The sequence below is a fragment of the Mucilaginibacter sediminis genome, from assembly GCF_051903035.1.
Classification (GTDB): Bacteria; Bacteroidota; Bacteroidia; order Sphingobacteriales; family Sphingobacteriaceae; genus Mucilaginibacter.
In genome coordinates, this window is record NZ_CP170602.1 from 3,360,792 (window position 1) to 3,383,167 (window position 22,376).

Below are 22,376 nucleotides of genomic sequence, written 5' to 3' on the forward strand. Positions count from 1 at the left end.
ATGCCCTTATCTAAAATGAAAATTATCGGCCTTTAACCGCTTCTGCATTTCCTGTTTATAGTTGCGGCCAATGGGCAATTCGTGCCCGTTCACTTCTACACTGTAGGCGTAAAAGGAACTGATATGCGCAATGGCTATAATAAAAGACCGGTGCGCACGCACAAACTTATTTTCAGGCAACATCCCTTCCAGCAGGCTTATTTTTTGTTTGCTGATATAAGCGTTACCCGTAGTTATTACCTTAACATAATCACGCAAACTTTCCACCCATAAAATATCGTTTACATTTATTTTAATGGTTTTACGTTCAACCTTCAGGTACAGGAATGCCTCGGTATCGCCAACGTTTTTTTCATAGTTGTCGCCTGCGCTGGCTTTGTTGCCATTAAGCTGGTAAACCTTATCAATAGCGCGCATAAACCTGTCAAGCGGTATGGGCTTAACCAAATAATCAACCACATTTAACTCAAAGCCATCAAGGGCATACTGGCTGTAGGCTGTAGTAAAAATAGTTTTGGGTGGATTTTTAAGGGTCTTTAAAAAATCAATACCCGTTATTCCAGGCATCTGAATATCTAAAAACATTAAATCAACAGTTTTTTGCTGCAACAACTGAAAGGCCTGGATGGCGTTACTACATTTACCTACAATCTCCATATCATCAAAGTTGCGCAGGTAATTCTCCATCACTTCAATGGCATAAGGCTCGTCGTCAACTATGAGTATACGCAATTTCATGAGTGTTTATTTTAGATGGGCTTTGAGGTGCAAAATTAAGCCTGAGATCGAGCACGGCCAGAAAAGTATCATTGTCATCCATTATTTTAAGACTGTGGGTGATTGGGTATATCAGTTCAAGCCGTTTCCTAAGGTTTTGCAGCCCGATGTTGCCGGTTTTGCCGGCACCTTTATTTGCGCCCGCTGCTTTACTGTTTGATATTTTGAGCTTAAGTTCATCGCGCATAACATATAAATTGATGTTAATCCACGCATCGCCCATTTGCTCGCCGGCACCATGTTTAAACGCATTTTCAACAAGGGGCAACATTAGCAATGGAGCTATCAGCTTTCCATCAGTATCGCCATAAATATTAAAATTGATATCCAGCCTATCTTCATAACGCAGTTTTTCAAGGCTTATAAACTGTTGCAGCATTGTAATCTCCTGGCTTAACAATACCTCGCCAGTATTACATTCATATAACATGTAACGCAGAATATTACTCAGGTTAAGGATCAGCTGCGGCGACTTTGCAGATTGGTTTAAACTTAAAGCGTAAAGATTATTTAGCGTATTAAATAAAAAGTGAGGGTGTACCTGCGCTTTCAGCGCATTTAGTTCTGCCTGTAAAGTAGCCTGTTTACGCTTATACCACATTTTAAAAAGCTTAATGGCCAATACAAAGCCTATTACCAGGTTGGTGCCTTTTAATGCGTTGATCATGTTTTGTAAATCGAACAGCTTCACTAAAAACGGCCGCCGTGAGGCTTCAAAATAGTCGCCTTCGGTAAGGTGCATCATGCGGATGGTATAGGGCGTTACAAACAAAATACCAACTATACGTGTAACAACAACCGACAATACAAACACCCCCAATGCCAGTAAACAAAACTTCAGGTACTTGCCCGGGAACAGGTATTTAGGGATAAGCCAGCCGGCTATAGCGTAATAGTAGGCTATCTGTATAGGCATAAAAATAAAATTGTTACGTAGCGATACCATGAAATTGGTTGGTACCGAATACATCAGTGTTATGATAAAGCTCACGATTAGCCAAAACAATATGTGCTGCATGGGCCTTGGCATTTTAAATTGGGCAACATCAAAATCGGCAAGCTGTTTCATATAGCTAAATTACTTATAGTCAATCAAAAGGATGAACCATTTAGTACACTCATCGACGGATGACACGCCGGCGTCGACAAAACGCATTTCAACAGGTTTATCCGGCATGTTTTTGCACATTAATGCAATTTATGTATGCCACAAGGCTGTTTGTATCCGGTATCCTGCTATATGACGCTATTGGTTTATAAAGTGTTACCCGGCCTGTAATTTAGTTACCAGATTTAAAAAATAACCGACATGAAAAAGACCATATTAACACTTGCCATTATTTGTATGGCGGCTGCAGGCAGCATAGCCCAAACAAAAATCAATAACACCGCTACCTGGGTTGTGGAAAGCAACCTTAACAACCCGGACATCCAAACGGTAAGGTTTTATAATAATGATAAGCACCTTATTTACAGCGAAACCATTAAAGCCCGTATAAATGTGAGCAACAAAAAAGTACAACAAAAGCTCAATAGCATGCTGGACCTTTTAATGACAACTGGCAAACCAATAAGCGACGGCAGCATGCTTGCTGCATCCTTCAAAGTAAAAAAGAGCTAAACGTGAAAAACAGAATTGAGGGGTGTTCATTTGCACTAAATCAAAAATTATATAAAGATGCTTTTTAATTATACTCAGGGGAGCGCGAGGCGACCCTGTTTATTTTTACAGATGCCATCAATTAAACAAAAAAGGCAAACTTGTTATAAGTCTGCCCCTTTTTTATGTACCAATATATAGTGAAGCCTTTTAACGGCTGCTTGTTTTTGTAGTGTTTGTTACCTATAGTTCTTAATTATCTGATGCCTTAATATATAAACCGCTGTCCCAACAGGATATCGGCTTTCAGCCTTGAGCATTGTGCTTTAAGCTTTACTATTACCTGTAAATGATAGTTAATATCTGGTAAGTACCAAAGTACAATTGCAGTAACCTGCTTTTTATAAGTTCGATGTTTTGCTTTTTCATGACCGTATTGTTTGATTGACATGTCAAAGGTACTGCGCATAGCAGGGCGCATCAATCTCAATAAATCGGTTTTAACAACCAATTTTTCCTGAGGCTGGTTATTACCGTCAGCCGATAGTCATAACGGTGATTTGGGCAAGATAAACTGGAGAGAGTTTTATTGAAGCTGCTTAAACTCCGAAGGATTATTACCGGCAAAGCGTTTAAAAAAACGACTGAAATGCGAACTGTTGTCAAAGTTCAGCCGCTCGGCAATTTCTTTGATACTCAAACCCGATGAAGATAGCAGGTATTGCGCCTCCAGGTACATCCGGTTATGGATAACATGCAGGGCGTTTTGGCCGGTCTCGGCCTTTACAATTTCGGTTAAATATTTTGCAGATATAAACAAGGCATCGGCATATTCCTGCACCGTTTTAAGGGTCAGGAACTGATCCTCGACCAGCTTTTTGAATTTATAAACCAGTTGATATTGCTTGCTGAGGTGGCGGGTAGAATGCAGGAGGCAGTTTTCGCAAGCCCGATTCATTTCGTAAAGCAAATCCGTTAACAGCAATCGCAGTATGGGTAAATGGAAAGCGCCTTTCTCCCGGCTTTCGTCACTTATTTTTTCATAAAGCGCCTTTAAAGATGCGCAACTTTTTTGCGACAGGCCATAAATTGGCGGATAATCGGGGTTTACCTCCAGCAGGTTATCCAGTATGTTTTCCTTAAGCAGGTTGTTGGTCAGGAATTCCTTTTTAAACAACACCTCGTACAATAACAAATCGGGCGAGGCATCTTCAAAAGATGTTATAAACTGGGGCGATACCAGGTGGATAGAATTGGTATATACCTCGAACACAAAATGGCCGATTGTTTTTTTACAGCTGCCCCTTAAACATAAAATAACCGAGTAATAATCGGTTTTAACAGGCAGGCCATGTGTAAGCCCCGGCTGGTTATTGAGCACTGCAAAATCATCCTGGTTCCAGCCGCCGTTAATAATTCCAAAATCAGGCGCATGATCGCCTGCCGATGCCAGGTGCTTTTTTAGCGTTGATGGGATATCTAAAACGGTGATCTTATCGCTCATACATTAGGTTTATTCCTGCTCAACCCAGTTACCGTCGTCTTTAATGATGCCTATAAGCTCATCTAAAGCGTTTGCTGCGCTGATGTTTTTCTTTACGGCTTCTTTACCACGGTAAAGGGTGATTTTATCTGTGCCCGAACCAACATAGCCATAATCAGCATCCGCCATTTCGCCGGGACCATTTACGATGCAGCCCATAATACCAATCTTCAAGCCTTTAAGGTGACTTGTGCGGCTGCGGATCATCTGCGTAGTAATCATCAAATCAAACAAGGTACGCCCGCAGCTTGGGCAACTGATATATTCTGTTTTGGAAATACGTGAACGGGTAGCCTGCAAAATACCAAAGGCGGTAGAAGTGATCACTTTGGTATCAACCTCAGGTGCATCAATCCAAATGCCATCGCCAAAGCCATCAACCAATAAAGCGCCAAGGTCGGTGGCGGCGTAAAGCTGCAGTTTAGATGTGAGATCAGTTGTGTTACGCCCATGGTCCATGATCGATGGTCCATGGTCTTTTTCAAACCCATAACTCCTTTTCACAATTACCGGCACATCCAATCCCAGTTCTTCCATTTTGAAGAAGAAGCTGCGTTGATCGGCCATACCATGCAGGGCGTTGGTTTCTAAAACAAACACCAGCGAATTATCAAACGGTAACGAGCCAAATTCTTCCGAATCAATATCTTCCGGAAACAGCGTCACCAGGTTTAACACTGACGTTTTGTTGGTGGCCCCGATATATTCTTTCAGTGTAAATAATGGATGACAAAGGGTTTTATCGGCCAGTTTTAACCAGGTTTGGTAGTTATACAACTGCTTTAAGTTACCGGGTAGGTTAAACGACGGTAACTCATCAGCCAGGTAAACAAAATCAACCGACTGCTCGGCCATGTTATATTTATCCAGCAAGGGCGAGTAGATATAACCGGCATCGGCCATAATACCCGGATCTTTCAGGTTCTTTTTTGACAGATCAAGCACCACCCTTGGCACCATATGCCCGCCAATGAAAGCATTAGCTTCGTAGGTGTGGCGTTTTTTGTATTCGTAGGGATTATGGGTTTGAGGCGAAAGGTGAAAGGTGAAAGGTGAAAGGTTCTTATCGGTAATATTCTCATTGCCTTTTGCCTTTAACCTTTCGCCTTTAACCTCCTTCTCCCTCAAAGAGTAGCGCTTCACCAACTCGATAGCCACGGGCGCTTCTGCCTCAGGTTCTTCGGTTAATGATACGCGGACGGTATCGCCAAGGCCATCTTCCAATAAGGTGCCTATACCTACGGCTGATTTTATGCGGCCGTCTTCGCCGTCGCCGGCTTCGGTTACGCCAAGGTGCAGGGGATAGTTCATGCCTTCGGCAACCATGGTTTCAACTAACAAACGATAGGCCTGCACCATTACCTGCGGATTGCTCGATTTCATGCTGATCACCAAATTATAATAATTCAGCGTTTCGCACATGCGCATAAACTCCATAGCCGATTCAACCATCCCTTGCGGGGTATCGCCATAACGGCTCATGATCCTGTCGCTTAAACTACCGTGGTTGGTGCCAATGCGCATGGCGGTGCCATACTCTTTACAGATGTTTACCAGCGGCGCAAACTTTTGGTAAATGCGTTCCAGTTCGCCCTGGTACTCCAGGTCGGTATAATCAATCTGGTCGAATTTCTTTTTATCGGCATAGTTGCCTGGGTTAACGCGTACTTTTTCGACAATACGGGCGGCCACTTCTGCGGCGTTTGGTGTAAAGTGGATATCGGCCACCAAGGGTACATTGTAACCACGGGCGCGAAGCTGTTTTTTTATCTCGGCCAGGTTTTTGGCCTCTTTAATGCTGGGCGCGGTAATGCGCACGTACTCGCAGCCCGCATCAACCATACGGATAGATTGCTCAACGGTACCCATGGTATCCATGGTATCGGTAGTGGTCATGCTTTGTATGCGGATGGGGTTATTGCCGCCCATGGGCACATCGCCAATATTTACCTCGCGGGTAACAAAACGCGAATATTGGGTTAACGAATTACAATAACGGCCTTGCAGCAATTTAACAGCATCAGTATTCATGCAGCGGATAATTAATAAGCTGCAAATTTAACGATTATGTTGGGGAATAAGTTGTTTGGACGTAAATGATAAATTAATGGGCGGTTAAGTTATGGTGAGGATAAAATTTATATTTTAGGGGGTGAATAACCTTTAATTATCACAATGAAGAATATACTTATTTTAATCTTAGTGTCGGCGTTAATGGCTTCCTGTAAAAGCAATACAAAACGGGGAGTAAAAGATTCATTAATAATCGCTAAAACTGCATACCCATCGCCAGAACTTATCAAAATATTTGTACCCGCCATAAAAGGCACCTGGGTTAAAAAGGCATATATTGATAAGATAGCTAAAACAAAATCGCCTTTAGCGGCGGCGGATGAGGCGGATTTAACAACTTTTGTAATTAATACTGAACTGATAAAGGGAGATAGCCTAAAAGTACTTGCTGGATGGGGAAACCACGATGGCAGTGAGTTAATTCTGAAATTCAAAAAAGGGACACGCCCCATGGCGCTCATTTTTGGAGCAGGCGAATTAAGTTTGTCATCAATAAACGGAGAACCCATTTTAACATATTATCACCCCGACGAAAAAAGCAAAAAGACTATCGCAACCCAATATATAAAAGCTTTATCAGACAAACCAACCGAGTTGGGTGAAGGCACATACTATCTGGTAAATAAAGCGCTCATCGCAGGCGACTATGTTATGACAGATAGCCTGGGAGTTGTTTCAAAAATCAATTTTGATCCGTATGAAAAGGTGAAAGGTTTTTTTGACTTTAAAACCTACCATATAAATATCGATCTGAATTCTGATGTGATGGATAATCTTGACGAAATAGCATTTGACGGTTTTACTAAACACTATATATCATATTCTTTTAAAATTGACGCCGACACCTTAAAGATTTATGATACCCGGCCAAATGCTGATTCGACATTGTTGGTTTTGGATAAATTGAAGTATAGATTGGTGAGGGCAAGATAGTTAATTCTTTTAATAGTGTCCCTTTAAAGATAGAATGTAAACAATATCGCCCTCTATTTCATAAACTAATCTATGTTCCTGATTGATCCTTCGGGACCAAGCTCCAGACAATCCATGTTTTAATTGCTCGGGTTGACCTATACCACGATAAGGATCATTGGTTATAGCTTCAAGTAATTCCTTTATTTTTTTAATTGCCTGCTTATTTCCGCTCTTTTTGAAGTATACCAAATCTTCATCAGCTTGCCGGGTAAATTCTACAATCACAGGTTGTCAATATTTACAACTCTCGTTTCACCACGTTTTACCTGTCTCCTGCTTTCTTGAATTTTTGCTACAAATTCAGGATCATAAGGTTTTTCGGCCTCAAATGAAATTTTAAGCGCTTTCATAAAAGCTTTTAAAGCATCCAGTTGTTCTTTATTTTGCGGGTGTACGATTAGCGTTTCCATATTCAAATTTAAGCATTTAATTGATTAAATTTGATGAATGAAGCCCCAATTTATAACTAATGACAAAGGCGAAAAAACTGCTGTAATTATTCCAATAAGTGAATATGAGGATTTATTGCATAAGCGTCATTTAACACCCGAAGTAACCGAAGGGTACAAAGGTATGATAGATAAAATGCTGGCTGAGGAGAAAAATGATACAACCAAATATGTTTCTTTCGAAACCATCAAAGCCAAATTTCTAAAAGCCTGATTAACTATCCCCCCTAAAACAACCTCTCCTTAATCACCAGCGTGCCGGCCATCATATCATGTAAACATTGCTGCTTCTTGTTAAAAAAGGCCAGCAGGTAGCCGATAAAAAACGTAAGTACCGAAAATATTTTGCATAGGTTACGGGCTACAGCTTTGCCAAACGTAATGCGATCGCCATTCATATCAACCACTTTTATTTTGAGCATCAGTTTTCCGTAGGTGGCCTGTTTGGCCGAGCTTTCCATCACCATGTGGTAAATAATTTTGGCAAATGGTACGCAAGCTAATAAGCCAAAGCTGGCCGTCATACGCGTTTCTTTATCCTGCAATACCAACAGTACCACCACAAAAATAACGACCACAAACACACCGAAAACGATAAACCAATCTAAAAACGAAGCCAGCAGACGCTGATCGAAACTACCAAAATACTGCATCAGCAACGCCGGCTTTTTAAAACCAAAAAGTTCCCGCAGTTCGGCAATTTCCTGGGCCTCCTTGTAATCGGGCATTTCGGGCGTTTTTACAAAGTCGGCAGGTTTTATTTTTCTGGCTTTTAGTTCGTCAATACTGAAAGGGCCTTCGGGCTTACCATTGATCACTAAAATGTAGTTTGGATGCATGTGCAGGAGCTTTTCTGTTAAGAATACTTTTGGCGTGAAAAGTTACAAATTTAGTATCAAGTCGCAAGTATCGAGTATCAAGTACTTTGCATGTTGTTTAGAATTTTACTCTTCGATCCAAAAAAAATCTTGATACTTGATACTAAATACTTGCTACTATCCTATGCTTTACGAGGACGAAACATTTACCAAAGCCCCTGCCGCGCAGCTGACCGGGCGCAACCATAAGTACGAAAACTGTAAATTCATCAGCTGCGACCTGTCGCATGCCAACCTGTACGGTTTGGTTTTTATCGACTGTGTATTTGATGGCTGCAACCTGGCGCTGGCCGATGCCACCGATACCGGCTTCCAGAACATCCGGTTTAAAGATTGCAAACTGAGCGGACTAAACTTTGGCAAAGCCCGCGACTTTCTGTTCGAGGTGTACTTTGAGAACTGCATTTTAGATAACGCCATCTTCTACAAAAAGAAAAACAAAAAAGGCCGGTTTACCGATTGCTCCATGACGGAGACCGACCTCACTGAAGCAGATTTAACTGAAGCTAAATTCATCAACTGCAACCTTAACCGGGCTTTTTTCAGCCGCACCATATTGAAGGGGGCCGACCTGCGCAGTTCCTACAATTACACCATCGACCCGGATGATAATATGATTAAAAAAGCCATGTTCTCGCTCCACGGTTTGCCTGGCCTGCTGGCCAAATACGATATTAAAATTGAGGGATAATATTCTGGCAGATATTTAGTTATATCTTTCGAGATAAACCTTATGCGAAAAATTGTATTGTTTGTTGGATTACTTTTGTATTGGTATTGCGGTTTTGCGCAAACACATGATACAACTGAATTAAGATACAAATTAACCAGTTGCTGGGCACGTGAAATAGATACGATGGCCTACCCATCGTTAGTACTTGCCCCTGCAAGGAAACGCAAAAGTGTGTTCCGCAATCCGTGGAACATTCAAAAGATTTCATTTAATTTGGGGGAAGTCAAAAATTACGACCCCTACCCTGTTATATCAGTGCAAGAGGAACAATATGCCGAACGGATGGATACTATTCCAGTTTATCGGAATTTTGACAATCTCAACACCAAAGTTTTGCGTGGAGGCGTAAAAAAAGAGGAAGTTCAAAAAGCTGTCAAACAGCTGACGCACCATATTACACAATGGCTTCTTTTGCGCAGCCAGATAGATGAGTTAAATGACACGTGGATATTTCCGCTAAGGGGATACAACTACCATGCGATTGGAGGTAATGGGGATGGCTATTCAGATAAAGGCTATCGTTACCTTGATGGCAACAAACACGGTGCTCATCCCGCACATGACATATTTATTAATGATAAAAACCAGGATTGTATTGACGACCACTCTCATAAACCGGTAGATGTACTTGCCGTAGATCACGGTATTGTGATCGCCTGCAGCGACACCTGGGAGACGAATAGCGATCTTCGTGGTGGGAAATATATCTGGATCTATCACTTTGTTTATGGCTATCATAAGCCCGGAAGCAGGGTAAAGGATGATAATTCAATCGCTGGAGTAATTACCTACTACGCCCACAACAGCGCAATTTTTGTAAAACCCGGCAACGAAGTTAGGCCCGGTCAAAAAATAGCCGAGGTTGGCCGCACCGGCTACAATGCTTATAAAAAACGTTCGCCAACACATTTGCATTTTTCGGCGTTCCGGCTGGTTGATGATATTCCTGTGCCCTTTAACCCCTATCAGCAATTAAAAAAAGCTAAAACATTATGAAAGCGATTTTAATGCTCATGGTATTGGGGTTGATGAGCAGCCCGGTAAAAACCGACAATGTTATCACCCGTTTTAGGCCCCCCACTGGTTATAAACAAAGTGCCGTAACGCCCGGTAGCTTTAGTGCCTGGCTACAGAATGTACCGCTGAAACCTAATGGATCGCAATGCCTCACCTACCAGGGTAAGGTGGCCCGCACGGAGGGTTATACTGCGGGCATAGTTGATTTGAGCGTTGGCAAGTACGACCTGCAGCAATGCGCCGATGCTGTGATGCGCCTCCGCGGCGAGTACCTATATAGCCAAAAGAAGTACGATAAAATCTCCTTCAACTTTACCAGTGGTTTCCGTTGCGATTTTGTGCATTATGCCAATGGCTACCGTTACAGTAATGATCATTGGATACTGAAAGCAAAAAAAGACTATGGCTACGATAACTTTATGCGGTATATGACCCTGGTATTTAGTTATGCCGGCACCCTATCGCTGCAAAAAGAATTAAAAACCGTAAGTAATCCATCAACCTTAAAAACAGGCGATGTGTTTATTAAAGGCGGTTCGCCGGGGCATTGTTTTATAGTGATGAATGTGGTAGAAGATACGGCCCATCATAAAAAATTCCTGCTGGCACAAAGCTATATGCCAGCGCAAAGCATCCAACTGCTCCAATACCAGGAAAACCCCTGGTTTAGCCTTGATGAACCAGCCTATATCCTTTATGGCGAACTGGTAAGTCCCGGATATTTAAAACGTTTTGAGTGATCATGGTCATTTATTAAATTATACGCGGCCTGTACATTTGCATGCCCCTTTAAAACAATTGCGTTTGCCAAAGGGGTATGGATATTGATAATAAATGTATAGTTAACCAATAGTGATCATGATAGATTTTTTTATAAATAGCCTGCACGTTTTTGTTATCGTAATTGTAGGTGGTTTCTTCATATTCGGGACCATGGCATTAATGGGTAAGTTTGATCATTGGGATTCGCGTTTTATCAAAAAAGCACAACATGCTTTCAATCGCCTAAGGCGCTACCTCGACCGGAAACACACCAGGCAACAAGATGAAAACGTCGATGTGCGTCGTGAGCACCATGCACATCACGAAACTCATACAAACGACAATGAAACCATTAAGTAACCCCATGCTATATTATAAACACCACTAAATTATGGGATTACGAACAATTTAAATATTGAACACTGAATGCCCAATATCGAATAATGAAGGAAAAACTTCGATGTTGGACATTCAAAATTTATTATTCGATATTATTTGGCCATCTGTTTTTGTTAACCTATTACCTTTTCTCCACCTTGTCATAAAACCCGCCAAAGCTGTTATTTTTAACTGCTTCCTCGTTAAAAAAATCGCCAGGGAAACCTAATTCAATGGCGCTGGCATCACTCAGGCGTTTCATCTGATCGGCGTTTAAAACTACATCAACGGTTTTTAAATTATCAAGCAGCTGATTTACCTTGGTGGCGCCCACAATGGGGATGCAGGAAAAATATTGCTGGCGGGTCCAGTTAAGGGCAACGTGGCTTTCGGATACCCCCAGTTCGGCGGCAACTTCCATTACTACTTTTGTAATCTTTTCGGCGCGGGCGTTCAGGCGGTTGCTTTCGGGTTTTATACGGCCTTTATCGCCTTTTAAATATTTACCGGTAAGTGCACCTCCGGCAAGCGGGGCCCAGGGTGTAACCGTCATCCCAAAGTGTTTGGCCATGGGTATCAGTTCGCGCTCGGCAGTGCGGGCCAGCAGGCTGTACTCAACCTGTAAGGCTATAAACTGGCTCCAGCCCATCAGTTCGGCAAGGGTATTGCCTTTAGCTACCACCCAGGCGGGCGTATCGCTTATGGCGGCATAGGTAATTTTGCCTTGTTTTATAAGGTCGTCCATAGCGCGCAGTACTTCATCAATCGGAGTGATATTATCCCAGATGTGCAGGTACAAAACATCAATGAAATCAGTCTTCAGGCGCTTCAGGCTTTCCTCTATGCTGCGCATCATGTTTTTGCGGTTATTGCCCGATGCGTTTGGATTGGTTACGTTGTCTTTTAGCGTATACTTTGTTGCCAGCACAAAATAATCTCGGTCGTGATTGCTCATATAATCGCCTATGATCTTTTCGCTGGTGCCCAGCTTGTAAACATTGGCGGTATCCAAAAAATTGCCTCCTGCGTTGGCGTAGGCATCCATAATGGCAAAACTGCTTGCCGCATCAGCACCCCAGCCGCCTTCGGTGCCAAAACCCATAGTGCCCAGGCACAATTCAGAAACTTTAAGGCCCGAGCGGCCAAGTAATTTGTAGTTCATAAAGGAGATGATGTTAATAGTTCAATTGCAGGGCGGTCAGACTCACCCGACATCGCTGCGCTCGTCACCCTCTCTTCTGCTGCACAGGAAAGAGGGGCTTGAAAGTTTGCTTATATTGTTATTAATTTTTTTACCATTGTTCAAGCCCATCTTTCCACTGCAGGTGAAGAGAGAAGCGTGCCCCAGCGCAGCGTCGGGCGGTTGAGTATAACCGCCTTCCTTAACCAGGATGCTCAAACAATAACAAAGGTGCTTTGTAATATTAAACAATACAAATGTATTACCATGAAAATTATAACACTCCATACCCCAATACATATCCACGAGTTATTTAACATACTGCAACATAAGCTGAATGCGCTTTTTCACGAACGCAGGCAAAGTGCCATTAACTTCACCATCAGCGGGCATAATGATGTTATTGAAATAAGTCAGCCGGATTTGTACGAAGGGGTTTTGTTTAAGCTGGAAATAGTTGATCACGAACTACATATTACCCGCAATGAGCATTATGTAGACGATGTAAATTCGCTCACCGTAGAATCCATCCTGAACGACTTGTTTGCCGATGTGGCTGGCAAGTACGGCACCGACCTTGTGCAGGAAGGCTAAGCAAAAATTTGAAATATAATTTTTAGCTTTAACAGAAAAACTACCTATGCGTAATATTTGGTACCTGTTGATCTGTTTTTTATTAACATCTGTCAACCTGAACGCGCAAGCGCCTGTTAAAGCCAAAGGCCCGGCCCCTACTCCTTTGCAGGGCGAGCCGGTTATCATTAAGCGCGATACCCTGCTTAAATTATATACCGGCCAGGGCTTGTTTGACGTGCGGGAACGTGCGGCCATAGTTACCAAACGGATAGAGGCCCTTGTAGCGCGGATGGATTTTAATCCCGATTCGCTCACTTTAAAAAACGACAGCACATTATCGGTTATTTATTATAACTCGCAAATTGTGATGGCCGTAAATAACCAGGACGCTACTTTTACCGAGCTTAACCGCCCGCAACTTGCCGCCAGCTATTTACTCGTCCTTAAACAAAAACTGGGCAACTACTTTACCAATAATGGCACCCAACAGGTTATAGTTAATATTTTAGAAGCTATAGCCGTTATTATACTGTTAATAGCGCTTATTTGGGCACTATTTAAAGCCTCGCGATGGTTAAAGCTGAAACTATTAACGGCTTGGGAAACCCGGATGGATAAACTGGCATCGCAGGGCGCGCCCGTGGTTTACGCACACCGGCTGCTGCCCGTTATTACCGGCCTGCTGCGCATAGCACGCATCATTGTTATTATTATGCTGGTGTATCTTGCACTCCCGGTTTTGTTTTATATTTTCCCTTCGTCGAAACCAATATCGGTACAGTTGCTTGGCTATGTGATTACGCCGTTTAAAAGCATATTGCTTGCTATTGTGCATTATATCCCCAACCTGCTTACTATTGCGGTTATTTACCTGGTAACACGTTACATTGTTAAGCTGGTAAAATTTATAGCCAACGAAATAGCCCTGGGCAATTTTACTATCAAAGGTTTTTATGCCGAGTGGGCCATGCCAACCTATAACATCATCAGGGTGTTGCTTTTCGCATTTATGTTTGTGGTGATATTCCCTTATTTGCCAGGGTCTGATTCCAAAATTTTCCAGGGTGTTACTGTGTTCCTGGGAATATTGTTCTCGTTGGGGTCATCGTCGGCTATATCCAACATGGTAGCAGGAATTGTACTTACCTATATGCGCCCCTATAAAATTGGCGACCGCATAAAAGTAGGCGAAGTTATGGGCGATGTGGTAGAAAAAAACTTATTGGTAACGCGCCTGCGCACCATCAAAAATGAAGATATCACCATACCCAACGCCACTATATTAAGCGGCCACACCACCAACTATACAACCGTGGCTAATACAATGGGCCTGATATTGAACACCACAGTTACCATTGGTTACGATGTGTCCTGGCAAACGGTACATCATCTTTTAATCAGCGCAGCCGAAGCCACCGAAGGCATTATGGCCGATAAAAAACCTTTTGTACTGCAAACCGAATTAAACGATTTTAACGTGAGCTACCAGTTGAATGCATACACAGCCTTATCAAACCAAATGGCCGCCATCTATTCGCGATTACACCAAAACATACAGGACAAGTTTAACGAGGCGGGGGTCGAGATCATGTCGCCGCATTATACATCGTTACGGGATGGCAACCATATCCAGATTCCGGATGGCTATGTGGCCGACGGGTATGTTAAACCAGGGTTTAAGGTGGAGTAGGAATATTAAATGACAATGGGTCTTTTTGAAGGTAAATATTTTCAAACCACCCCCTAAACAAAAAAAGACGCATATAATGCGTCTCTTTAAAAATCTTATCGGTTTAAAACTTACCCGTTTATCCAGCTAAACTTGTACTCCAGCATCGGGTTTTTCATCCTATCGGCAACGCGTAGTAAGCGGCCGGGCAGGTTCATGATATAATCGCGTGCTTTTTCGCCGCTTTCGTTAAGGTCGGTAACGCTTTCGATGTGCCAGTCTTCAATCAACTCTTTTAATATGTCAACATAATCAATTGCGGTGTAAATACCTAAACGCTGGGCGGCATCGGTAAAGTGGCCAAAAGTTTGGCCTATTTTTAAACCTACTTCGCGCAGGAAGTGGGCCGGCATTACAATTTTTTTACGCATCATATCCTCAAAGGCTATCATGGCTTCGTTAGGGTCAACCTCAAATATTTTTTCGATAAAGTATTTGTAAGCCTTGGCGTGGCGGGCCTCATCGCCTGCAATTACACCACACATTTTTGACAATAAAGTATCGCCATCTTTTTTGGCCTGCGATGCTACACGCCTGTGCGATACATTGGTTGCCAGCTCCTGGAAAGAGGTATATATAAAGTTGCGGTACGGGTCGGTACCGGTGCCTATATCAAAACCGTCGGCAATAAGGTATTGGGTAGATACCTCCATCATGCGCATATTAACACGGCCCGATAAATAAAGATATTTATTAAGCAAATCGCCGTGGCGATTTTCTTCGGCAGTCCAGTGGCGTGTCCATTTCATCCAGCCACCTTCTTCGTTTTTTGAAACACCATCAACCATGGTTAACCATGATTCGTAGGTTGGCAACGCTTCTTCTGTAATGGTATCACCTATCAATACCGCAATAAGGTCATAGCTTAATCCCTGTGCGCTTTCCTGCAGTTCTTTAATTTCGTTAAAGAAGGTATCTCTTGAAGAATCGGGTAAAAAATCTGAGGGCTGCCATATCGTATCAACAGGTTTTAAAAAATCATACATCTTTTCGAGCATGAATTTTTCAATGTGGCTCATTACTTCCCTGCGTTTTTCTACAAAAAATTCCATAACAAATTATTAGTGTTCAAAGGTAACATTTAAACCACAATAAAGTTACATCATTTTAAGGCTTAATAAGCTATTGCGTCTTTCATACACGCAGGCAAATTATCCATCGAGGGCTTGCCCGTGAATATCGAGAACGAATCATTATAGTCCCAAAGCATCCCGGGGATACCCAGCTTTTTTAGTGCCGCCCTTAACGCTTTAATATACCTGCAGCGGCTGTCTAAATCTGCGTATTTATTATATACGCCATACTCGCCGCAAATTATTGGTACGCCATATTTATCGCCCCAGGCCTTCACAATTTGCAGCTTATCATTTACCGACTGTTCGTTACCATCACGTTTATACATTTCGTGGTTGCTTTCGCCCGGCGTTCCTTTTGCCCTGGGATCAAGGGCTGGAAAATTTTCCGCACTATAAGGAAATGATACCCCGGTTGTGGCAACCTGGTTACCTACCCAACTGGCCCCCTGGTGGGTAAAAAAGAAAGGTTCGTAAAAGTGAAATGTGTATATAATGTTATCATCGGCAAGCCGCGCAAAGCGGCTTAACTCATATATACTGTTGTAGTTACTGGCACCTATGATAAATGTACGCGTTTTATCAACTTTTCGCAGTGCGGTTACAACGTTATATGCTACGTCTTTCCACACATCGGGGTTCATGTGGGGCGGCTCGTTGTATAGCTCAAAAAACAGCTCGCCGGCATCGATATGTTTATACCTTTTGGCCAGTTTTGTCCACAAAGTGATAATTTTAACGGTTTCGGCATTGCCGTTTATATCATTTAAATTGCCATAATGGTAATCCAATACCAATTTAAATCCGTACCTATGACATTGCTTAACTACGTTATCAATGTATTCCAATATTTCGGCAGCCGGCACGCCTGCAGATTCAAAATATGTAAAAGCTACCGGGAGCCTGATACTCCTAAACCCCAACCTTTTTATTAGTTTAAAATCGGTATCGTTTATAGCGCCCTGCCTCAATGAATTTTTATTCCAGGTTTGCTCGAGCCATGAAAAGCTAATGCCGTTGTTGAGGGTTGCGGCCCGTTTAAAGACCAGTGCACGCGCGTTCATATTTTTTGGACTGCTTTTTGCAATCGGGCATGTTGTTGCTATACATAATAATATTAACAAACAGTATAATAACCGCGTATAACACATAATTTTATTTTTCACAATAAAGCATTTACACCGATTAACTTAAAGCTTTTATTTTTGATCATAATTTCAAGATAACGAATAATGTTTGTTCAAATTACAAAAGAAGAATTAATAAAAGAGACCTCAAAAAAAGCATGGTTCCAAACCAACAATATTGTTTGGATGATCATATTTCTTTACCCGCTTTTTAGCATAGTCGATTTTATTTACGCGCCCGACATCTGGATACAGTTTTTTATTGTGAGGATAATTACCTGCCTTATAATTTATGCTTTATATACTTACATTCAATACAAAAAATACGACTATCGCATATTGTTACATGTTAGTATGTTACTGTTATCGGTAACATCGGCACTGCTTTGTAATATAGTAGGAGTGTCCAATTTAAATATATATTATTCGCTTTTTGCTACACTTGTACTGTTTTTTAACCTGCAGGTTTTTTGGGAGCCTATACATTCAATCATCCAGTTTTTGCTGGCCATTTTGTTGCTTGCTGTGTTTTTTAACATGCAGCACGAGTACAACCTGGATATTGTGATAAACGGTGGCGGGCAGCTTTTTTTCATTATATCGGCCATTTCGTGTATTGTGCCTAATACCCGCTTTAAGATAATGAAGCGCGATGCGCGTTCGGCAATACTTATCGAGAAGTCAAACGAGCAGCTGAAGGAGCAAAATACATCTATCAACGAGAAAAACAACCTTATTGATTTACAGTATGCAGAACTGCGCAAACTGGATGAGCAAAAAAACAGCTTCATTAATATAGCAGGGCATGATTTAAAAAACCTGATCGGTTCAATCACCATGAGCAACAACATGATCAAAGAAGAGGATTACCGCTTGAGCAATGATCAGAAAGAATATGTGGGCTACATAGCCGAATCGGCCGATAAAATGCAATATATGCTTAATAAGCTGATGGATGTTAAAGAGATCGAATCGCCGGAGATTAAGTTCAACACCGAGATTTTTGATATTAATGTTGAGGTAATGCATGTTTTCAGGGGCCTGTATGATACCGCTCAAATGAAAAATATCCACCTGGTTGATAACATATTAAAACTGCCTTTAAACGTAAAACTTGATAAAGTATTTGCCGGGCAGGTATTCCAAAACCTTTTATCAAATGCCATTAAGTTTTCGCAAACCAATAATACCATCAAAGTTGTAACCAGCCTGCAGCGCCAACGCTTTGTTTTTGAAATTATTGACGAAGGTATTGCCATAGGGCAAAGCGAATTGGATATGATGTTTAATAAATTAAAAACATTAAACGATACATCGGGCATAACCGAAAGCCGTTTGGGGCTTGGCCTGTCAATAGCCAAATTAATGGCCCAGGAAATGGGCGGCGATTTATCATACCGCAGCGATGAAAATGGCAATTATTTCCGGGTAGAATTTTACGTTATAAGTTAATTATTTACAATCAGATGAATAAATTTTTTTCCCTCTTAGCCTTTGTATTTGTTATTAGTACAGCGTCAAAAGCACAGCAGCTTATAACCTTTAAGTCGCTGGGCCACGATGATGATATGATATACGGCATGAGCGGTGCCAACTCATTTTATTTTAAAATTACGCCGCTTACCGAGATGAACGGAAGCAAAGTGGTGTTGTTTTTTGAGCCCTCTCAGGCCCTGCTTAAAGATCATTCGTACATTAACATCGTTATAAACAACAAACCCGCTTATAGCGCCCGGATGACTAAGGATTCTATCCAAAAAATAGTACTTACCTTAACCAGGGCCGATTTATCGAACGATAAGTTCCTTAAAATTCAGATTAAAACACTGCTAACCATCACCGATGATGAGTGCCGCGATCTTGACAACCCGGGCATGTGGCTGAAAATTAAAAATTATTCATACCTATCATTATTGCGCAGCAATAAAGGTTTTTTTGATAATGTAAACATTAGCAATTGCTTCGATTCAAAAAAGGCCATTGTTTACCCTGCAAACCCAACCCTTTCCGATCTTAAAGCGGTTGCATGGGCCTACTCCAGGTTAAAAAAGACACAAACCAGAGACATTATGGTTTATGACGAAGCCCATATGCCCGATACTTTACGGAACTATATTAAAGTTGGTTTGGTTGGCAAGTTGAATGCCGATGCACGCCAACTGATAAAAGTAACCCCACAAAATGACCAGGGTTTATTTTACCTGCATAAATCAATGAGTTTGGTTACTGATACCAATACCCGCCTGGTTGATGTTAAAGGTGTACTTACAGCGGTAAAAACCGCAACGCAGGAAATGCAGCCAAAAGAGATTTTATTTGTAACCGGCGGCGACGATGCTGGCTACGAAAAAGCCATTACCGCCCTGGGTAACATGAATATCTTAAATTCGACCTTTGGCGATTACCTGCTGATAGAAAAAGCACAAAACACCTTTTCAAAAACTATCGACGAAAACCGTTCAAAACTTTCATTAAAACAAATTGGCGGTGTAGCCGACTTTTTATCGGGTATAGGATCGTTAAAAAGTGCATACTCATTTAAAAACAGCGATTTTAGTTTTACTCCAAAAGAGGTGGAGATTCGTTTTGTGGCCAATTACAGCGCTTTAAGCGCAGGCGACCGTGGTTTCTTTAATATATACCTTAACGGCCTGCTTATTAACAGCGAAAAGCTTGATGGTACCGGTAAATTAAATACAGCCATTACCATTAACCGTTATCAGCACCACAAGTACAACACGCTGGAAGCCGAATTCAGGTTTTACCCAACCAGTGGCCATTGCAAGGATAGCTTCACCAACTTTTTTGCCGAAGTTGATGTAGACAAATCATACCTGGAATCAAAAAATCCTTTTATAACCACCGATCTTAGCTTTTACCAATACCCCGAGGCATTTAATACCGGCACAACACGCATCATCGTATCTAAAGAATATGCAAAATACGCGGCCGGCGCTATGGGCGAAATTATTTATGAACTAAACAACAACATTAACGCCAACAACTTCCCAGAGTTTGCTTACTCAGCCGATTTTCCGTCAAACGACCTGAAAAAATATAATATCATTGCGTTGTTATCCAAAAATGACAAGTTAATGAAAGAATTTCCTGATGCCCCCATCCGCTTCGACAAGGATTTCAGGCTATATAAAACCGACGATAACACTGTAGTATACTCCTTAAATGATACCGTATCAAATGGGCTTGCGCAAATATTTTATGGCCGCAGCAATAACGCCACGCTGGTACTCACCGCAACCGGAACACACATAGCCGAAGCTTTTCTGGCCGCGTCAAAATCAATCACCGAGCAGCTTTCAACCCTGTCAAGCAACGTATGTATATCTGATGTAAACTCCAACAAATACCTGTTTAATATCAATAAATCGAGCGAAAACCTGGAGTATATTGATACTAAAAGTGGTTTAACCCGTTTCTGGGATAGTTATAACCTTTACATTTTGCTGGGGATACTTATATTGATATTGCTATCGTTCCTGTACGTTCGTTCAAGAGTTCAAAGGTCACAGGATTTGTTTAACGATTAACTTTTTAAGTATCAAGTAGTAAGTATCAAGTAGTAAGATAGCTGCAAAAGCTGCCTTCAGTACCAGCTACTTGATACTTACTACTTGATACTAATCTTACATTATATATAATGAGTATTTCAATTCCTGAACTTTTGGTTAATGACGGGTTTATAACACCAGGCGATCAGGTAAAAATTAAAAGTTTTGCGGAAAGATCTGGAATGGCCTATATTAAAATAGCGCTAAACTTCGGTTACATTTCGCGCAAAAACTATGAACGCTCATTAAGTAACGCAGGTTATCATTTTGAACAAATAAGGGAGGAAGCTTTTGATACCGAAGTATTAAAAAAAGTTGAACTCAAATTTGCCAATGACCACCTTGCCCTACCCCTGCGTATCGAGAACAACCGGGTGGTTACGCTTATGGCCGATCCCTCCGACCAGCTTTTTGTAGACTTCGTCAGGTTTACTTATGATATGGAACCCGATATTATTGTTGCCTATGATTTGGATATTACCTGGCTTAGTCACAAACTATTGGGCGAAAAGTATGTTAAAGCATCCGTTTATGAGCTTATGAGGCGCGATCCTAAAAGTTCGGCCTCTACCACTTTTACAACCCCGCAGTTGGCATTCCTGTTTATACTGCTGGGTATCATAGCGGCCGGGATGGTTTTGAATTTTAAAAATACATCCATCGCCATCAATGTGGTTATCAGTATGTTTTTCCTGGTTGCCATCACCTTCAAATTATTTTTGGCACTGGTTGGCTCGCGGTTTGAATTGCACCAGGCCGTAACAAAGGATGAAGTGCGCGATGTTGTTAATACCGACCTGCCGCTATACACCGTATTATTGCCGGTGTACAAAGAGGATAAGCTTATCAAAAAGCTCATTTGGAACTTGCAAAGTCTTGACTATCCGCGCGAAATGCTGGATATAAAGCTATTGATTGAGGAAGATGATGATAAAACATTAAAAGCTGTTCAAAACCTTGATTTCCCGGCTGTATTTGAAGTAATTGTGGTACCTTTTCACATGCCCAAAACCAAGCCCAAGGCTTGCAATTACGGCCTGCATTTTTCAAAAGGCAAATTTTTAACCATTTATGATGCCGAGGATATCCCGGATACCGACCAGCTTAAAAAAGTAGTTACCCTGTTTGGCAAACTGCCTGATCATTATATTTGTATCCAAAGCGCACTTAACTACTTTAACCGTAACGAGAACTTCCTTACCCGCATGTTTACACTGGAATATTCGTATTGGTTTGATTATATGCTGCCCGGATTAGATACCCTTGATATCCCTATCCCATTGGGCGGCACCAGCAACCACTTTAAAATGGATGCCCTTGTTGAACTTGGTGCCTGGGATCCCTTTAACGTAACCGAAGATGCCGACCTTGGCGTGCGCGCCTATGCCAAAGGCTATAAAATAGCCATTATCAATTCAACCACTTACGAAGAGGCCAATAATGAGCCTTTTAACTGGATAAGGCAGCGATCAAGATGGATAAAAGGTTATATGCAAACTTACCTGGTGCACATGCGCAATCCCGCCGAATTAATAAGAAAGATTGGTTTTAAAGGCTTTTTAGGCTTTAACTTTTTTATCGGCGCCACATCGGCCACGTTTTTAGTTTACCCGCTGTTGCTGGCCATATTTATCAGTTACCTAATATTTGATTTTTCAACCATCCGCACCCTGTTTCCTGATTGGGTTTTGTTTATGGCTATATTTAATTTAATGGTAGGCAACATCCTGATGATATATGTAAACATGATGGCTGTATTTAAACGCCGCTATTTTGAACTGATATTGTTTGCCCTTGCCAACCCCGTTTACTGGTTAATGCACTCGGCAGCCGCTTACATGGGCTTATACCAATTGATAACCAATCCGTTTTATTGGGAAAAAACCAATCATGGTTTAAGCAAAGTTAATAACCCTACAAACGTTGTTAAATAAAAA

General features: G+C 41.7%; 22 protein-coding genes. 12 read left to right on the plus strand and 10 right to left on the minus strand.

What is annotated here, in order from left to right; translation table 11 throughout:
- Positions 1-6 precede the first annotated feature (6 nt).
- Entirely contained in the window at positions 7-738 is a 732-nt protein-coding gene (locus tag ACFGVS_RS13420; RefSeq protein WP_090651348.1) for a LytR/AlgR family response regulator transcription factor, read from the minus strand.
- Complete coding sequence (locus ACFGVS_RS13425) at positions 713-1,846, minus strand: sensor histidine kinase (protein WP_439699004.1); 1,134 nt, start codon at positions 1,844-1,846, stop codon at positions 713-715. The genes ACFGVS_RS13420 and ACFGVS_RS13425 overlap by 26 nt, the downstream gene beginning before the upstream one ends.
- A gap of 240 nt (positions 1,847-2,086) precedes the next feature.
- Between ACFGVS_RS13425 and ACFGVS_RS13430 the strand changes: the two genes are divergently transcribed.
- Positions 2,087-2,398: a hypothetical protein gene (locus ACFGVS_RS13430; protein ID WP_439699005.1), complete on the plus strand. Its 312-nt coding sequence runs from the start codon at positions 2,087-2,089 to the stop codon at positions 2,396-2,398.
- A 565-nt stretch (positions 2,399-2,963) separates the two neighbouring features.
- Here the strand turns inward: ACFGVS_RS13430 and ACFGVS_RS13435 are convergent.
- Complete coding sequence (locus ACFGVS_RS13435; RefSeq protein ID WP_439699006.1) at positions 2,964-3,881, minus strand: helix-turn-helix domain-containing protein; 918 nt, start codon at positions 3,879-3,881, stop codon at positions 2,964-2,966.
- A gap of 9 nt (positions 3,882-3,890) precedes the next feature.
- Entirely contained in the window at positions 3,891-5,951 is a 2,061-nt protein-coding gene (gene ispG, locus ACFGVS_RS13440) for a (E)-4-hydroxy-3-methylbut-2-enyl-diphosphate synthase (protein ID WP_439699007.1), read from the minus strand.
- 144 nt (positions 5,952-6,095) lie between these two features.
- Here ispG and ACFGVS_RS13445 point away from each other — a divergent pair, with 144 nt between their 5' ends.
- Positions 6,096-6,926, plus strand: a complete 831-nt coding sequence (locus ACFGVS_RS13445) for a hypothetical protein (protein WP_439699008.1) — start codon at positions 6,096-6,098, stop codon at positions 6,924-6,926.
- A gap of 9 nt (positions 6,927-6,935) precedes the next feature.
- Here the strand turns inward: ACFGVS_RS13445 and ACFGVS_RS13450 are convergent, their stop codons facing one another.
- Positions 6,936-7,193, minus strand: coding sequence for a Txe/YoeB family addiction module toxin (locus ACFGVS_RS13450; RefSeq protein WP_439699009.1), 258 nt, complete (start codon positions 7,191-7,193; stop codon positions 6,936-6,938).
- Positions 7,190-7,378, minus strand: a complete 189-nt coding sequence (locus ACFGVS_RS13455; RefSeq protein WP_439699010.1) for a DUF2683 family protein — start codon at positions 7,376-7,378, stop codon at positions 7,190-7,192. Before ACFGVS_RS13455 ends, ACFGVS_RS13450 begins: the two co-directional genes overlap by 4 nt.
- Before the next feature lie 37 nt (positions 7,379-7,415).
- Between ACFGVS_RS13455 and ACFGVS_RS13460 the strand changes: the two genes are divergently transcribed.
- Positions 7,416-7,631 carry a hypothetical protein gene (locus ACFGVS_RS13460; protein ID WP_439699011.1) on the plus strand — a complete coding sequence of 72 codons (216 nt, stop codon included), beginning with the start codon at positions 7,416-7,418 and terminating at the stop codon, positions 7,629-7,631.
- 13 nt (positions 7,632-7,644) lie between these two features.
- Here the strand turns inward: ACFGVS_RS13460 and ACFGVS_RS13465 are convergent, their stop codons facing one another.
- Complete coding sequence (locus ACFGVS_RS13465; RefSeq protein WP_439699012.1) at positions 7,645-8,256, minus strand: RDD family protein; 612 nt, start codon at positions 8,254-8,256, stop codon at positions 7,645-7,647.
- A gap of 163 nt (positions 8,257-8,419) precedes the next feature.
- On the opposite strand from ACFGVS_RS13465, the gene ACFGVS_RS13470 reads away from it, so the two are divergent.
- The 4 genes from ACFGVS_RS13470 to ACFGVS_RS13485 all read left to right on the plus strand — a co-directional run bounded on the left by ACFGVS_RS13470 (position 8,420) and on the right by ACFGVS_RS13485 (position 11,167).
- On the plus strand, positions 8,420-8,986 hold the full coding sequence (locus ACFGVS_RS13470; RefSeq protein ID WP_439699013.1) for a pentapeptide repeat-containing protein: 567 nt from the start codon (positions 8,420-8,422) through the stop codon (positions 8,984-8,986).
- A gap of 42 nt (positions 8,987-9,028) precedes the next feature.
- Positions 9,029-10,024: a M23 family metallopeptidase gene (locus tag ACFGVS_RS13475; protein WP_439699014.1), complete on the plus strand. Its 996-nt coding sequence runs from the start codon at positions 9,029-9,031 to the stop codon at positions 10,022-10,024.
- Positions 10,021-10,785 (plus strand): DUF4846 domain-containing protein, encoded by a 765-nt coding sequence (locus tag ACFGVS_RS13480; RefSeq protein ID WP_439699015.1) that lies wholly within the window; start codon positions 10,021-10,023, stop codon positions 10,783-10,785. The genes ACFGVS_RS13475 and ACFGVS_RS13480 overlap by 4 nt, the downstream gene beginning before the upstream one ends.
- A 118-nt stretch (positions 10,786-10,903) precedes the next feature.
- Positions 10,904-11,167, plus strand: a complete 264-nt coding sequence (locus ACFGVS_RS13485; protein WP_439699016.1) for a hypothetical protein — start codon at positions 10,904-10,906, stop codon at positions 11,165-11,167.
- Between the two features lie 160 nt (positions 11,168-11,327).
- Here the strand turns inward: ACFGVS_RS13485 and ACFGVS_RS13490 are convergent, their stop codons facing one another.
- The gene (locus ACFGVS_RS13490) at positions 11,328-12,347 is read right to left on the minus strand and encodes an aldo/keto reductase (protein WP_439699017.1); all 1,020 of its coding nucleotides are present in this window, start codon (positions 12,345-12,347) and stop codon (positions 11,328-11,330) included.
- Between the two features lie 285 nt (positions 12,348-12,632).
- On the opposite strand from ACFGVS_RS13490, the gene ACFGVS_RS13495 reads away from it, so the two are divergent.
- Positions 12,633-12,959, plus strand: coding sequence for a hypothetical protein (locus ACFGVS_RS13495; RefSeq protein WP_439699018.1), 327 nt, complete (start codon positions 12,633-12,635; stop codon positions 12,957-12,959).
- Positions 12,960-13,005: 46 nt separating this feature from the next.
- On the plus strand, positions 13,006-14,631 hold the full coding sequence (locus ACFGVS_RS13500; protein ID WP_439699019.1) for a mechanosensitive ion channel family protein: 1,626 nt from the start codon (positions 13,006-13,008) through the stop codon (positions 14,629-14,631).
- Positions 14,632-14,741: 110 nt separating this feature from the next.
- On the opposite strand, the gene ACFGVS_RS13505 is transcribed toward ACFGVS_RS13500, so the two are convergent.
- Together ACFGVS_RS13505 and ACFGVS_RS13510 are read right to left on the minus strand one after the other, a co-directional pair.
- Positions 14,742-15,722 carry an acyl-ACP desaturase gene (locus tag ACFGVS_RS13505; RefSeq protein WP_090653297.1) on the minus strand — a complete coding sequence of 327 codons (981 nt, stop codon included), beginning with the start codon at positions 15,720-15,722 and terminating at the stop codon, positions 14,742-14,744.
- Positions 15,723-15,784: 62 nt separating this feature from the next.
- Complete coding sequence (locus ACFGVS_RS13510) at positions 15,785-16,807, minus strand: glycoside hydrolase family 5 protein (protein ID WP_439699020.1); 1,023 nt, start codon at positions 16,805-16,807, stop codon at positions 15,785-15,787.
- Between the two features lie 168 nt (positions 16,808-16,975).
- Between ACFGVS_RS13510 and ACFGVS_RS13515 the strand changes: the two genes are divergently transcribed.
- The 3 genes from ACFGVS_RS13515 (at position 16,976) to ACFGVS_RS13525 (ending at position 22,373) form a co-directional block, all read left to right on the plus strand.
- A complete protein-coding gene (locus ACFGVS_RS13515) occupies positions 16,976-18,322 on the plus strand; it encodes a sensor histidine kinase (protein WP_090653295.1) in 1,347 nt (448 codons plus the stop codon).
- 14 nt (positions 18,323-18,336) lie between these two features.
- Entirely contained in the window at positions 18,337-20,418 is a 2,082-nt protein-coding gene (locus ACFGVS_RS13520) for a cellulose biosynthesis cyclic di-GMP-binding regulatory protein BcsB (RefSeq protein WP_439699021.1), read from the plus strand.
- 110 nt (positions 20,419-20,528) lie between these two features.
- Positions 20,529-22,373: a glycosyltransferase gene (locus ACFGVS_RS13525; RefSeq protein ID WP_439699022.1), complete on the plus strand. Its 1,845-nt coding sequence runs from the start codon at positions 20,529-20,531 to the stop codon at positions 22,371-22,373.
- Positions 22,374-22,376: the final 3 nt, after the last annotated feature.

Coding starts and splice junctions, on each gene's coding strand:
- ACFGVS_RS13420 (WP_090651348.1), bottom strand. CDS start 738: ATGAAATTGCGTATACTCATAGTTGACGACGAGCCTTATGCCATTGAA.
- ACFGVS_RS13425 (WP_439699004.1), bottom strand. CDS start 1,846: ATGAAACAGCTTGCCGATTTTGATGTTGCCCAATTTAAAATGCCAAGG.
- ACFGVS_RS13430 (WP_439699005.1), top strand. CDS start 2,087: ATGAAAAAGACCATATTAACACTTGCCATTATTTGTATGGCGGCTGCA.
- ACFGVS_RS13435 (WP_439699006.1), bottom strand. CDS start 3,881: ATGAGCGATAAGATCACCGTTTTAGATATCCCATCAACGCTAAAAAAG.
- ispG (WP_439699007.1), bottom strand. CDS start 5,951: ATGAATACTGATGCTGTTAAATTGCTGCAAGGCCGTTATTGTAATTCG.
- ACFGVS_RS13445 (WP_439699008.1), top strand. CDS start 6,096: ATGAAGAATATACTTATTTTAATCTTAGTGTCGGCGTTAATGGCTTCC.
- ACFGVS_RS13455 (WP_439699010.1), bottom strand. CDS start 7,378: ATGGAAACGCTAATCGTACACCCGCAAAATAAAGAACAACTGGATGCT.
- ACFGVS_RS13460 (WP_439699011.1), top strand. CDS start 7,416: ATGAAGCCCCAATTTATAACTAATGACAAAGGCGAAAAAACTGCTGTA.
- ACFGVS_RS13465 (WP_439699012.1), bottom strand. CDS start 8,256: ATGCATCCAAACTACATTTTAGTGATCAATGGTAAGCCCGAAGGCCCT.
- ACFGVS_RS13470 (WP_439699013.1), top strand. CDS start 8,420: ATGCTTTACGAGGACGAAACATTTACCAAAGCCCCTGCCGCGCAGCTG.
- ACFGVS_RS13475 (WP_439699014.1), top strand. CDS start 9,029: ATGCGAAAAATTGTATTGTTTGTTGGATTACTTTTGTATTGGTATTGC.
- ACFGVS_RS13480 (WP_439699015.1), top strand. CDS start 10,021: ATGAAAGCGATTTTAATGCTCATGGTATTGGGGTTGATGAGCAGCCCG.
- ACFGVS_RS13485 (WP_439699016.1), top strand. CDS start 10,904: ATGATAGATTTTTTTATAAATAGCCTGCACGTTTTTGTTATCGTAATT.
- ACFGVS_RS13490 (WP_439699017.1), bottom strand. CDS start 12,347: ATGAACTACAAATTACTTGGCCGCTCGGGCCTTAAAGTTTCTGAATTG.
- ACFGVS_RS13495 (WP_439699018.1), top strand. CDS start 12,633: ATGAAAATTATAACACTCCATACCCCAATACATATCCACGAGTTATTT.
- ACFGVS_RS13500 (WP_439699019.1), top strand. CDS start 13,006: ATGCGTAATATTTGGTACCTGTTGATCTGTTTTTTATTAACATCTGTC.
- ACFGVS_RS13505 (WP_090653297.1), bottom strand. CDS start 15,722: ATGGAATTTTTTGTAGAAAAACGCAGGGAAGTAATGAGCCACATTGAA.
- ACFGVS_RS13510 (WP_439699020.1), bottom strand. CDS start 16,807: ATGAACGCGCGTGCACTGGTCTTTAAACGGGCCGCAACCCTCAACAAC.
- ACFGVS_RS13515 (WP_090653295.1), top strand. CDS start 16,976: ATGTTTGTTCAAATTACAAAAGAAGAATTAATAAAAGAGACCTCAAAA.
- ACFGVS_RS13520 (WP_439699021.1), top strand. CDS start 18,337: ATGAATAAATTTTTTTCCCTCTTAGCCTTTGTATTTGTTATTAGTACA.
- ACFGVS_RS13525 (WP_439699022.1), top strand. CDS start 20,529: ATGAGTATTTCAATTCCTGAACTTTTGGTTAATGACGGGTTTATAACA.